The organism is Priestia sp. P1_B12_1 (genome assembly GCF_056406695.1).
In genome coordinates this window covers 1-12,705 of record NZ_JBFTZR010000010.1, presented here as the reverse complement: position 1 = coordinate 12,705, position 12,705 = coordinate 1, and the positions used below count along the sequence as shown (strand labels likewise).

Annotated in this window: 11 protein-coding genes and 1 other annotated feature; of the genes, 8 read left to right on the top strand and 3 right to left on the bottom strand. The window is 33.6% G+C overall.

Features of this window, described 5'->3' with window-relative positions:
- Positions 1 to 12: 12 nt before the first annotated feature.
- Complete coding sequence (locus tag AC1D0Y_RS23590) at positions 13 to 456, top strand: hypothetical protein (RefSeq protein ID WP_060745067.1); 444 nt, start codon at positions 13 to 15, stop codon at positions 454 to 456.
- A 165-nt stretch (positions 457 to 621) separates the two neighbouring features.
- Here the strand turns inward: AC1D0Y_RS23590 and AC1D0Y_RS23585 are convergent, their stop codons facing one another.
- The gene (locus AC1D0Y_RS23585) at positions 622 to 1,998 is read right to left on the bottom strand and encodes an amino acid permease (RefSeq protein ID WP_060745068.1); all 1,377 of its coding nucleotides are present in this window, start codon (positions 1,996 to 1,998) and stop codon (positions 622 to 624) included.
- A gap of 43 nt (positions 1,999 to 2,041) precedes the next feature.
- Positions 2,042 to 2,256: a binding site (T-box leader), on the bottom strand.
- A gap of 522 nt (positions 2,257 to 2,778) precedes the next feature.
- Between AC1D0Y_RS23585 and AC1D0Y_RS23580 the strand changes: the two genes are divergently transcribed.
- A complete protein-coding gene (locus AC1D0Y_RS23580; protein WP_060745069.1) occupies positions 2,779 to 3,294 on the top strand; it encodes a DinB family protein in 516 nt (171 codons plus the stop codon).
- Positions 3,295 to 3,599: 305 nt separating this feature from the next.
- Here the strand turns inward: AC1D0Y_RS23580 and AC1D0Y_RS23575 are convergent, their stop codons facing one another.
- The gene (locus AC1D0Y_RS23575; RefSeq protein WP_033580113.1) at positions 3,600 to 3,767 is read right to left on the bottom strand and encodes a gamma-type small acid-soluble spore protein; all 168 of its coding nucleotides are present in this window, start codon (positions 3,765 to 3,767) and stop codon (positions 3,600 to 3,602) included.
- A 1,523-nt stretch (positions 3,768 to 5,290) separates the two neighbouring features.
- Here AC1D0Y_RS23575 and AC1D0Y_RS23570 point away from each other — a divergent pair.
- From AC1D0Y_RS23570 to AC1D0Y_RS23555, 4 genes are all read left to right on the top strand, one after another.
- Positions 5,291 to 5,737, top strand: coding sequence for a MarR family transcriptional regulator (locus tag AC1D0Y_RS23570; protein WP_060745070.1), 447 nt, complete (start codon positions 5,291 to 5,293; stop codon positions 5,735 to 5,737).
- 101 nt (positions 5,738 to 5,838) lie between these two features.
- Positions 5,839 to 7,038, top strand: coding sequence for an MFS transporter (locus AC1D0Y_RS23565; RefSeq protein WP_060745071.1), 1,200 nt, complete (start codon positions 5,839 to 5,841; stop codon positions 7,036 to 7,038).
- A gap of 943 nt (positions 7,039 to 7,981) precedes the next feature.
- Positions 7,982 to 8,260 carry a MerR family transcriptional regulator gene (locus AC1D0Y_RS23560; RefSeq protein WP_060745072.1) on the top strand — a complete coding sequence of 93 codons (279 nt, stop codon included), beginning with the start codon at positions 7,982 to 7,984 and terminating at the stop codon, positions 8,258 to 8,260.
- Between the two features lie 875 nt (positions 8,261 to 9,135).
- Positions 9,136 to 9,321: a hypothetical protein gene (locus AC1D0Y_RS23555; protein WP_060745073.1), complete on the top strand. Its 186-nt coding sequence runs from the start codon at positions 9,136 to 9,138 to the stop codon at positions 9,319 to 9,321.
- A 734-nt stretch (positions 9,322 to 10,055) separates the two neighbouring features.
- Here the strand turns inward: AC1D0Y_RS23555 and AC1D0Y_RS23550 are convergent.
- Positions 10,056 to 10,559: a DinB family protein gene (locus AC1D0Y_RS23550; protein WP_060745074.1), complete on the bottom strand. Its 504-nt coding sequence runs from the start codon at positions 10,557 to 10,559 to the stop codon at positions 10,056 to 10,058.
- Between the two features lie 289 nt (positions 10,560 to 10,848).
- On the opposite strand from AC1D0Y_RS23550, the gene AC1D0Y_RS23545 reads away from it, so the two are divergent.
- On the top strand, positions 10,849 to 11,301 hold the full coding sequence (locus tag AC1D0Y_RS23545; RefSeq protein ID WP_060745075.1) for a VOC family protein: 453 nt from the start codon (positions 10,849 to 10,851) through the stop codon (positions 11,299 to 11,301).
- Positions 11,302 to 11,583: 282 nt separating this feature from the next.
- Positions 11,584 to 12,057, top strand: coding sequence for a hypothetical protein (locus tag AC1D0Y_RS23540; protein ID WP_060745076.1), 474 nt, complete (start codon positions 11,584 to 11,586; stop codon positions 12,055 to 12,057).
- The last annotated feature ends 648 nt before the right edge of the window (positions 12,058 to 12,705 follow it).

The following is a 12,705-nucleotide window of genomic DNA, read 5'->3' as shown; positions in this document are numbered from 1 at the left end:
AGAGGTGTTGCTATGGAATCTCCTTTTGAAATGATAACAAATGTGGACAAGGTCGAAAATGCTTATTATATAGAAGTGAAACCAGGGGAGTACAATGCAAAGTATTGGAATAAAGAATCGGTCTATTTTGCTGATGAAGCTTTTGCTTATTTCTACACCACGATTTGCAAGTATGTGCCACAGTATCAACCTACCCAAGTGACAGAAATCAAAGCAGAAACATGGCTGAGGATCAGTAATCAGCTGCAAGAACTCGCATATTTTTTGAGCACTAATCCGCCTATGATTAAACTAAAGAAATGGATTGATTTTAGCAAAATAGAGGGAACGTACAAACAGTTTGATCGTCAAAAAAACAAGTACATTTGCGAGTTAATTAACATGATTAACGAATTTACAGTGTGGATAACAAAGGTATGTCAAACGCAATCATATATCACCATTTTGGGCACTTAACAGGCCTTGAAACCTTAGAAGCTTGGAATAAAAAGCGAAATCCCAAAAACAAATCGTGAGTTACATCACTAAAAATGCCCTCAGATGAAGCAAGTGATTCTATAAATCAAAAAAGCTACTTTAAAAAGTAGCTTTTTTGATTTAAGTTTTTGAAGAATGTAAAATCTAATTGGTATCATTCGTTACTTCAAGGGAAGTAGGTTTGGTGTTCCTTTTGAAAAATGAAAGGATTACCATTACAAGAACGAATGCTACACAAACTATAGAGCTTAACCTATTCGCACTGTCTATGAGAAAGACTATGAAGCTAATAATTAATGTACATGCGGCAAAAAGCGTTAAATAAGGGAAGCCCCAAAGTTTAAAATATGGTTTTTCTTTATATTGAGGACGTAGCTTTAGCTGAGCTAAGCAAATACTAATCCATATAAGAGAAACTGTAAATCCAGGAATAGCTAATAAATAAGAAAAAGCTTTTTCAGGATATAAGTATACGAGGTACGTTCCCAATAATAAAAATAGGACACTGAAAGCTAAACTGTAAACAGGTACGCCTTGTTTATTTACATAGGACAAACTTTTAGGAGCATCTCCCGACTGAGATAAAGAATGAAGCATCCTTGTACAGCCATAAATACCTGAATTGGCTGCTGAAAGGACAGCTGTTAATAAAATAAAGTTCATAACATGAGAAGCCCCTTGAAGCCCGGCTGTTTCAAATACTTGGACAAAAGGGCTAGCATTTGCATCAATTTTATCCCATGGTATCAAGCCGCAGATAATAAAAATAGGCAAGGTATAAAACAGAACTACTCTCCACATAACGCCTTTAACTACCCCTGGTAAGACTTTTTCAGCATCTTTTGTTTCCGTAATAGTTAAACCAATGAGTTCTGATCCTCCATACGAGAAAATGACTACAAGTAATGTAGAAAAAACGGCTTTCCAGCCATTTGGCACAAAATCACTATAATTGTGAAGGTAATGAGAAGATGAATTATTACTTGGCATAATTCCAAATAGTATCGCTATACCTAATAAAATAAAAGCAATAATAACAAAGATTTTAATACCAGCAAACCAAAACTCAATTTCTCCAAAAGACTTTACGCTTGTAGCATTAATTAAAATAAGTACAATTGAACAAATGAGACAGAGAATCCATAAAGGAATAGAAGAAAACCAATATTGTAGAAAACTACCTGCAGCGATGACTTCAATAACGCACACAGTAAGCCACATAAAGCAATAAGTAGCTCCCGTTACAAAAGAAAAACGTCTTCCAAAAGCTTTTTGAATTAGATCTTTCATATTGTGAGATGGGTATACAATAGCCATTTCAGCCAAAGCTCCCATTACAATGAGAAGCAATAGTCCAGCAAATAGATACGAAAAGATAACCGAAGGTCCTGCTAATCCAATTGTATCAGCACTCCCTTTGAAAATTCCTGTCCCAATCATTCCTCCAATAGCAATCATTCGAATGTGGCGCGGTAATAACTGTTTTTTTAACGTATTCTTTGATGCGGTATTTTCTTTCATGATGCCCTCCTTTTAACATAAAAAAGTCCCTGCTGAATAATTCAGCAGGGACGAAAATTTCGCGGTACCACCCTATATTGTAAAAACATCTTACCTCTTAATTAGCATAACGGTTTTATCCGTCCTCTCTAAAACACCATTAGAAGAGGAAGCTCTAGGAGTGAATTTCATCTCTAATCTTTGTACTGACTTCCACCAATTATCAGCTCTCTATAACAGGGAGATTAGGATTACTTAAGATCCTATCTTAGCTTTTGTTTATTAAATTAAAGTGTATGTAATGTATATCATCTTAGTTAGTTTGAAATTAAATGTCAATATGTTTTTATCTATTTACAGCTATAAGAAGAGTTATTAGATTTTACATAAAAATAATAATTACTACTATTTAGTAGTTAATCATTCCTTTTTCACTCGTTTTTACTGTGCTTGAATTATACGCTTTTCTATAATAGAAAACCTGCTGTGCAAACAAGAGTACAGTAGGTTTTCAAATCAGAATAAAAATGGTGAGAAAATATCTCAGTATCGTATTTTATCCTAAAGAATAGAACAAGGCAAGAGTTATTCTTTTCTTTTATAACATTTGAATTACACATATACCAAACCTTTAATAATAGGAATTTTAAAGGTTTGTTACTTCTTATAATTCATATTAATTGAACAAAAAACTCCTTTAAACAAAAGGTCTGGAGAATATTTTTATAGAAGTATAGTTAAGTTGACTACCGATACCTCGTGTAATGTCGATAATGAATTGGGAAATAGGGGGATTTTCAAATGTCACATCACTCATTAAAATTGTACGACTACCATGTATGGGCAAACCAAAAAATTTTCGATCGATTAAAAGAACTTTCTGAGGACATTTACGAAAAGGAAATTCAGAGCGTTTTTCCTTCTATATCAAAGTTGATGGCGCACATTTATGTTTCTGACAACATATGGTTAGATTGTATTTCTGGTAAAAAGTTTGATGAAGCATCTGCGTCGGCTAATCAATTGAGAGAACAGATTGAAACGAAAAGAATCGAGGAAGTAGAAACAATGTTTTTCGATTTATCTGGCCGGTACAAAGCGTTTCTCAATCGTCAAGAAGATATAGAAACCGCCTTTGTGCTTGAAACTTCATTTGCTGGACGACTCGAAACCCGTTTATCTGATGTAGTACAACATGTTGTCAATCATGGAACATATCATCGTGGCAATATTACAGCTATGCTACGGCAACTAGGCCATCCCGGTGTTATGACTGATTATATGTTATATTTATATGAAAGGGATATAAAAGAGTAGTTTCTCCTCTATCTAAAAGGGGTAGCGTCAGGAAATGCGGATTTACAACGTTAAGGGAAAATTAAAAGGCATGGGTCCAGTCGAATACTGTACTCATGCCAACTACGTTGCTTAAATATCAATTGTCTAACTTTTTGGGTTCAGTCCATTTCTAAGGGTTCTCTTTTTGCGTTTGTTCCGGAAAGAAACATTATGTTAACTAAGTTTTTAAGATATATCTGTAGAATAAACTTTGATACAAGCTAATAGGAGATTAAGCATAAGAAAGGGTTCTTTCAACGATTATGAAAGAACCCTTTTAAAAATTATTTTTGGTTTTTGTTGGCTTGAGCGTTTTGACGCTTCACGTGTTGTACGTCAGTCTCGCTTGCAAATTCTGTACCGTATTTACCAGAAGATGCTTGAGCATTTTTTTGCTTCACATGTTGTACGTCTGTTCCTGAAGCAGTCTTGTTAGAGTATTTGTTTTCCATTACTATCACCTCCACAAGAATTAATATATCCAAGTGAAGAGCCAGTATCCTTAGAATTACCTGGTAAGAAAAACTTAAAAATTTCAGAAGATATTGGGCACATCGCTATCAGAAAGCAGAACGTATTTAAAAGCTATAGTAATCAACATTAAGTTTTAAAGCTAAAAATAGAACAACCTGCTGTCACTCTCAGCAGGTTGTTCTATCAGGTAACATGTACAAGAATTCTTTGTGTAATTTTAGAATAGATGTACACCTTAAAATAGAGAGGTGTATAGAATCATGAAAAAGAATAGGCTATTTTTAATACTGTTAGTTATCACTTGTTGGTCCAGCTTTTCATTTATGAAGAGCAAAGATTTTAAACGTTTTCTTCCAGCATCCATTGCTATCTGCATGGTGACTAAATACCTTAATTGTTATGCTAAGAGGAAGAATTTTTGGTCTTTTAAACGCAGTATACATCCGAAAATTCCTGGTGAAGATGTGTGGACATGGGGGCCCTTTTTTACCGTATCTATGTGGGTGCTTAAATCCACATACCGTAAGTTTCCTCTGTATATAGCTGTAAATTTTATGATACATACTACATTCACATTCGTAGTTGTACCCAAATTAAAAAAGACAAACATCTTTACGCTGAAGAGAATTAATCCGTTTCAGTATGTAACCATTTTGACTGTCAGACAACTCCTGTTATATGGTTTTCAATATATGAGTGAACTTATTATGTCGAAAAAGTGAAAGATTAAATTAGATAATGGGTAGCATTTCCTTATTAGGTATGTGATAAAAGTATCTGGTCATAAGACACAACAAACTCCTGCGGAATAGCTAATTGTTTCTTGAGTTGTCTCTACTCGAGAGTAGAGACAGCTTTTTTAACACTCTCATCTCTTTTTTCTCGGTTATCACAAACTTACTTAATTATGTTATTTTTGTTTTAATATAAAAAAAGGGAGGAGTTTTAAGAATCAACTAAAATAGGAGGAGATCAAATGAGAAGAGCGAAACAAGCTGTTATAGCTTCAACTGTAGTTTTGGCTATGTTAGACGCCATTAGCTCTACCGAATTTAGGAGGTTCTGCTGGTTCCGCAGATGCAGCTAAAACGGCCGACAATCGAAGCGGTTTTGTCAAAGGAGCAAGAGAAAAAGCTTTCTATAAAGCAGGTGAGCAATATAACGTAATTGTAATGAACTTGATTCAAGGTTACTATGAGAAACTACAAGGCATCCAGTACTTTGATAAGGTAAATTATGATGGTGGGATATTTGGAGTGTGAGATGGAACATTTGTTAATGAAGGGGATGGGGGATATGATAACTGGACCTTCAGAGGATGGTTTGAACGCACAGGAAATGACGATAAAACCGTCCATTTTCATAAAAGAGTTTAATAGTTGCTTCTCATTAAAATAACGTTTATTACATATTCTTAATAAACATTATAATGCTTTATTTCGTTTTGTTGTGAAAGAAACAAAAACTCGTTATACTGTATACAAATTAGGGAGGAGTTATTATGGATAAACGACAGCAGTTAATGAGTGAACTTATGGATTTGTGTAATGAAATAATTTGGCGTAATAAACCGGAAGTAGAATTGGCCTTAAAGGACTATACGTTGAGTGAAATAGAATTAATTGAAAATATCTCTCTAATCCCAAATGCAAATGTAACAAAACTTGCAGCTGCAAGCTACATGACTCGGGGTGCTATAAGTAAGCTTACTAAGAAGCTGATAGCTAAAAATATGATTGAGAGTTATCAAAGTGTTGAAAATAAAAAGGAAATATATTTTCGCCTAACAACCAATGGACAAAAAATAAATGACGTCCATCAAGAATTACACCAATCTTTTCTTGAACGTGATAAAGAAGTATTTAAGTACATGACCGATGAGGAATTTGACACTATTTTTCGTTTCATTGGTCGATATAGACATCATCTGAAAAATATCACTGAGTAAGTGGTGTTTTTTTTACGATGATTTATTGTTGACGAGGAAACAATAAAGAAGTAAACTTATATTTGTTTCCTTAGAAACAATAAATCTGAAGGAGAACTATCATGGATACTTTAATAAATAAACATGCCCTAACGTTTGGGTTTATCACTGTCTTCTTAACTGGTCTTGGATTGACTATAGTTAGCCCTGTTTTACCTTTTTTAGTAAAGACTTATACTAGTAGTCCCAATAGTCAGGCTACTGCAGTAACATTACTTACGTCTATTTACGCTCTTTCTGTCTTTTTGGCTGCACCAGTCTTAGGTGCGTTAAGCGATAGATATGGTCGTCGTCCAGTATTAATTATTAGTCTTATTGGTTCTGCTCTTGGTTATTTTATCTTTGGACTTGGAGGTGCACTTTGGATTCTCTTCAGTGGTCGTATTATAGAAGGTTTGACAGGTGGCGAAATTTCAGCGATTTTTGCTTACTTTGCAGATATCACCCATTCAAATGAACGCACTAAATACTTTGGTTGGATTAGTGCTGTTGTTGGGATTGGCACTGCTCTGGGCCCCATCATTGGTGGTGCACTTGCAACTTTTGGAAACGGTGTTCCTATGTATGCTGGTACGGTTATCACATTGCTTAATGCCATATATGGCTATTTTTTCATGCCTGAGAGTCTTGAGAAGTCCAGACGCTCTTCCAGTATATCTGTTAGACATCTTAATCCATTTATACAATTATCAAAGGTTTTTTCCTTTAAATCTGTTAAATGGCTGCTAATTGCTGGGTTCCTAGTTTGGATTCCTAACGGATCATTACAAGCTATCTTCTCTCAGTTTTCAATAGATACATTTGCATGGCAGCCTATATTTATTGGTCTGACATTTTCTATAATAGGTTTACTGGATATCTTTTCTCAAGCAATCATTATGCCACGGCTACTCAAATTTTTGACGGATAAAAAAATTGCTCTTTTAGGCATGATAAGTCAAATTATTGGCTTTATCCTTATTGCGATTTCAGCCCTTACAGCTTTTTATTTAGTCTTTATTGCTGGGATGGTTTTCTTCGGACTGGGTGATTCGGTCTTTGGGCCATCATTTAATGGTATGCTTTCAAAATCTGTTAGTGACAGTGAGCAAGGTCATATACTAGGGGGAGCTCAAAGTATTCAATCTCTAGCCCGGTTCATGGGACCAATTATTGGCGGTCAGTTGTATTCAGTAGTTAGCCACACTACTCCGGCAATCATGGGTGTAGGATTGATTGGTATCTCTACTCTCGTTTTATCAAAAAAGCAGCGTTATATTTAATAAAAAACAACCATTAAACAAGAACAGAAGAACTGCTTCTTCACCGATAGCAATTTTTTCTGATTTATCACTGTATATCTTATACGCGTTTAGTTAACATAAAGTCTCTTTCCAGAACATACAAAAAAGAGAATAATAGGAAGGCAAGGGTTCTCAAGGAGTTCCTCGTTATGAAGCATGCAGATTTTTATACATTTTTGAAAAGATACTTATTCTGTTAATCCGGGCAATGAAAGCAATGTATAAAAAGTGCATCTTATGGATATATATTCTTCTAAAAAAGATAGTATACGAAGGGGTAAAATGGTAAAAATCATTTGTCTCACACATGGATATATATGAGCCTGATAAAGAGCAATTCTGTAATAAAATAACAAGTTTTCCCTTCTCACAACAAAATTTGTATGACAATCTTTTAAATAATATGTTACAATAACTACAGATCTAATATTTCTTATATTTTAGTATAGAAAATCTAAATTCCCAAAAAGCACCCTTACTCTTCAATGCCATTAACGATGAGGGTGCTTTTTTCTATCCCTATTTATCCTTTAAAGTTAATTAGTTTGAATGGAAATGTTTAATTCAATTAAGAAAAGACCCTTATGCAGTTAATGTAGCAAGGGCCTTTTCTTTGACTATATATAAGCATATTCAACTGGAATTTTGAATTATTTTCTCTAAGCAATATAGTAAGAATAAAAAGATTTTTATGTATTATTTTTTTGTTTAACATTGGAGAAAAAGTCATAATTAAATATTTAATATGTCAGGATTTATAACCAAGTTGTAGATTATTTGTATGTTTTACTGCTAATGTAAACATAATTATTTGATAATTCAGATATATACAACTGAACAATAAGTGAAGTACACAAATTAGCTAACTAATAACTATATTTCTGTTTTACAATGAACAAACTAGACAAAGGAGCAAGATGATTTGAAGAAACGTTACGCATATCGAGACAAAAAAATAATGACCATGAAGATTGTTACTGACATGACAGGACTTTCTGAAAGGAAAATCCGTTATTTTGAAACCAAAAAGCTTATTTTTCCTGCACGCACACCTTCGGGCACCCGAAGATATTCCTTTTCTGACATTGAAACACTAATGGATATTGCAGAAAAAATAGAAGAGGGCGTGCTCACTCGAGAAATTCGGGATGATTTTTATAAAAGAGGAAAAGGTATTCGTAAAGCAAATAAAAGATTGTAGACTAATTCACTATTACTTTTCTACAAATTCCACTTGATAACTTCACAGCTAAGCAGCAATTGTTATTACCTCACTCAAGATTAATACTTTTACATTTAAATAAGTTGAAACGAGAAACGAATAGCTTATATGGGGAAGGGGCCAATAATATGAAAAAATTTATAGGGATGAGTATTAAAAATAGTATTTGTACAGTTGAATTTATTTACTTGTATGCATTGCTCTCTTTTGTGGAATTACACGTTGTTATCGTAAAATCACTGTCGATGAAGTAATTTTTTACCCAAAAAGATGTATATTATATATATCTTTAGTTGTCAAACTATTTCTTATCACCAACCACATCAACGTCTATCATTTATAAAACTCAGTATTAGAGCTTATCAGCTTAATTATTTGCATCAATTACATGTAGTCACTGCTGTTAATATCGATGTTTTAAAGAACAGCTACAATAATTTTTTTTATATTAATTAGACTTTATTTCTATTTCAAATCCTGCTTTATACTCTATCCGTCATGCACACATGTTCTGATGTACCCACCAAAGTTTGTTTTTATGAAATAAAATTATACACATGGATATAAAGAGTAAGCTCACTTGAATTAGAGGTTACCCTTTGCTGTTCTTAACTGCCTTATATATTTATAGACTACCTCATTTTTATAGTAATTGCCCATACGTTTCAAGAGATATGTTACCCTCTACAAATCTTTTGAAGGTGATCAATGCAGCGTAGTTGAAATTGCTATAAAACTTATATGACATAGATATTACTAACATATATGAATAATAGGAATGATTGGTTTCTCCTTGAATGAAATGGGGATTAGTAAAAGGACAGTCTTAACAACCTTAAATAGGAGGGAAGAAGATGTTTAATGATTGGAAAGAAGAAATTCAAGCTCATTTAATTAAAGAAGGTTATAGCGTTGGAGAATTTTTAGGTGAATCTCGAAGTTGGTATTACTTTAGGGTCAATAGTATTTGGATCGGTGACCATATAGTTAAAGTCCAAAATGGATTTCTAGGTTATTTAAAAGAAAGGGTTAGTGGATAGGGAATAAATTGTTTAAACACCACGAGCATAAAGTATTTAAGGAAAAACACAAACCGAGAGTAAAACATATTTTTCTACGTAGAACTAAAAAGTTAAGCTTTAAAATAAAAAAGGGATTCTATAAAGAACTTTTTTTGAAATTCTTTAGTGGTATCAAAATCCTGTTGAATTAAAGGTGTGCTTATATATTTATATCTGGTTATTTGTTATTAACAGGGTAAAGAGATCACAGAAAACATTTACCTATTAAAAGAAATGTCTTCTGTGATGAGCTCTATATAAGGATTTAATGAAACGATTTACCATAATGTGTAATCAAACGCTAATTTGAATGTGTTGCTACGCATACAAAATAAAAGAGGAACCTCGGCAGTGGACGTGAGGTTCCTCAAAAATAGAGTTACGTTGAAATTTGTAAAAAATAGTATGATTTCTAATATATCATACTTGTATACAGAATCAACTATTTGAAAAGAAGGATGTATATTATAAAAAAATAAAGCTAGTTAACTTTATTTTTTTTATCGAGCTTTTTTGATAAATAAAAACTCATTTATAGACTTCACCCTCTAGAGAAGATTATATGTTTACCATAACAGACATATCCTCCGACAAGGACCTTTTTCCTTTAATTGGTTTTATATTAACTACAAAAGTCTACTTTTACGAATCTCACAAAGAGCACATACGTTATTTCAAAAACATTGCTCTTTGTGAGAAGGTTTCTTAATTTATTATTTGGAAGGTTCTTTTTCAGGTAACCCCAATATGTCCGTATTTTTAGGTGTATGCCCTAATAGACGTAACATAACTACAATTTGTCCTTTATGATGTGATTCATGAGTAATTGAATGGACAAGCAATTGACGAGGTGTTTTTCTTACCAAACCACTGTTTGCTCTCCAAGCCAGTTCTTTTTCAATAGACTCATCAAATTTATCTGTAAATTGCTTCAATACTTTTTCTACGTATCTATCAGCCTGTTGAAAATAATGCTGAATATCGTCTATTTGCATAGTATTAATTACTTCTTTTGTGAATAGTGGTGATGATGTTTCTGAAAGCACAAAAGAACCTAGCCAAGCATGATAGCAACCTGCCATATGAACTAGAGAATCTCTAATACTTTGAAAACCGAATGCAAACTCTTTCGCCAAGTCACCTTCACTCAACTCTCTACATTGCTCTAATAAAGTTTGTCGTGCTTGTTTTACCCATTCATATTCTAGCTTTTCCATAACAATCCCACCTCTCAGACATATAATGAAAATTATTCTTTACTATACACTATTCGACATTGTTATTACACCAATTTTTCCATTAATTAGCTTAGTAAATAGTAAAGTCCTTCGTGTATTATTGGCAAATAGATCATTTTCTAAAAAGAATATAAAATACATACCAAATATGGCTTAGTGACAGGGTAAGAATGTTTTGTTTGAAAGGAATTTATAACTTTTTAATAGAATGATTATGAAAATGAACAGATAATAAAATATCACATATCACATATAAGGAGATAAAACTATGGACAAAAACAACCTACTAAGAATGGACAATATCAGTATCGTTGTAGAATCCCTTGATGATGCCATTTCTTTCTTCGAGGAGATTGGCTTGAGTCTTGAAGGACGAGCCACCGTCGAAGGTCAATGGGGTGGACGTGTAACAGGATTGGGTTCTCAGCACGTAGAGATTGCGATGCTGGTTACCCCGGATGGCCACAGCAGGATTGAACTTTCGCGATTTCTCAGCCCACCTACTATATCAGATCACCGGACTGCTCCTGTAAACGCTCTGGGCTATCTACGCGTCATGTTCACTGTTGAAGACATTGACGAAATGGTGTCCAGACTCACTAGGTATGGCGCTCAGCTCGTTGGCGAAGTGGTTCAATATGAGGACTCGTATCGGCTCTGCTACATCCGTGGAGTAGAAGGACTTTTAATCGGTTTGGCACAGGAACTTGGTAACAAATAGGTAAGTGACATTTTATAAAAGTCTTTACTGAAATGTGCGTTTAAGCTACCTGAATTTTTAATAGATAGATGGGTATAGTATCTGATACTACAACATGACAAACTATTTATAAATATGTCATTGTTTCTTCATCTGGCTTCAAGTCAAAATTATTTTCAGTTTTTTCAAACCTATATTTCACTTTTTCTCACCCCTCTTATATACTTAATTATGGAATTTTTGTTTTAATATTCATAAAAAGGGTATTTGTTCTAAGAATCAACTAAAATAGGAGGAGATCAAATGAGAAGAGCGAAACAAGCTGTTGTAGCTTCTGCCGTAGGTTTAGCTATGTTAGCGACGCCATTAACTCTACCGAATTTAGGAGGTTCTGCTGGCTCCGCAGAAGCTGCAGAAGTTGGAGGAGACGTAGCGATCGATCCAGTAGCAATTGGGCAAGCGATTGCAGATGCAGCTAAAACGGCTGATAATCGAAGTGGTTTTGTCAAAGGAGCAATGGAAAAAGCGTTTTTTGAATCGGGTCAACAATATAATGTAATGGTGATGAATTTGAGTCAAGGCTATAATTCAAACCAATTACAAGGTGTCCAATATTTTGATACTGTAGATTACGATGGTATTACGTTTGGAGTTTGGATATTTGAAGAAGGCACGTTTATTAATGAAGGTGACGGAGGATACGATAACTGGGCCTTTAGAGGTTGGTTTGAGCGAACGGGAGATGACGAAAAAACGGTCAACTTCCATAGACCTTAATCTATATAAAAAGAATTCATTTTGAATAATTATTTTCGAGATGAATTCTTTTTTATATTCAAAATTCTCAAAGTGAAAAAGTGTAGCAGGGTTCTATATTGTATGGTGCAATATAGAACCCTGTAAATAATTTGAACAATATACAAAACTTTAGAAGAGCCCTGCGTCTTATATGATACAGGGTCTTTTCTAATTGCTAATTTTCTACCATTTGAACATCTTGCCATTCCACTGTCGCTTCCTTTACCCTGTCTAGTTTCATAATTTACCTAGTAAATCTTCAACATAGTTAGTTTACTCACATGTTTTTGGTGCGGGTAACATACGCACCTCTTATTGATTTTGTTCATATTTGTCAGCACTAAAAGTAAACAGTTAAACTAATCATTTTTATGGGTAATTTTAAATTTCATTTAAAATAAGGTAATAGTATATTATTACTTTATACTTTTAAAGTTAATACTTTACCTACATAAATTGAATTTAGATTAACACTTTCGAGAGCGTAAAATATCTTGTGTAAATGAATAAATACAAAAAGGAAGACCTTTTCTTGTAGAATTAAGTCACCACAACCAATTCAAAGAAAGAAGGTCTTCCTATGAATCAGTTTACAACAGATCTTGTTCAAGCTCTAGTCCAAAAAGA

Bases quoted from the DNA above. Each gene is read 5' to 3' on its own strand.
- AC1D0Y_RS23590 (WP_060745067.1), top strand. From the start codon at position 13: ATGGAATCTCCTTTTGAAATGATAACAAATGTGGACAAGGTCGAAAAT.
- AC1D0Y_RS23585 (WP_060745068.1), bottom strand. From the start codon at position 1,998: ATGAAAGAAAATACCGCATCAAAGAATACGTTAAAAAAACAGTTATTA.
- AC1D0Y_RS23580 (WP_060745069.1), top strand. From the start codon at position 2,779: ATGTCACATCACTCATTAAAATTGTACGACTACCATGTATGGGCAAAC.
- AC1D0Y_RS23575 (WP_033580113.1), bottom strand. From the start codon at position 3,767: ATGGAAAACAAATACTCTAACAAGACTGCTTCAGGAACAGACGTACAA.
- AC1D0Y_RS23570 (WP_060745070.1), top strand. From the start codon at position 5,291: ATGGATAAACGACAGCAGTTAATGAGTGAACTTATGGATTTGTGTAAT.
- AC1D0Y_RS23565 (WP_060745071.1), top strand. From the start codon at position 5,839: ATGGATACTTTAATAAATAAACATGCCCTAACGTTTGGGTTTATCACT.
- AC1D0Y_RS23555 (WP_060745073.1), top strand. From the start codon at position 9,136: ATGTTTAATGATTGGAAAGAAGAAATTCAAGCTCATTTAATTAAAGAA.
- AC1D0Y_RS23550 (WP_060745074.1), bottom strand. From the start codon at position 10,559: ATGGAAAAGCTAGAATATGAATGGGTAAAACAAGCACGACAAACTTTA.
- AC1D0Y_RS23545 (WP_060745075.1), top strand. From the start codon at position 10,849: ATGGACAAAAACAACCTACTAAGAATGGACAATATCAGTATCGTTGTA.
- AC1D0Y_RS23540 (WP_060745076.1), top strand. From the start codon at position 11,584: ATGAGAAGAGCGAAACAAGCTGTTGTAGCTTCTGCCGTAGGTTTAGCT.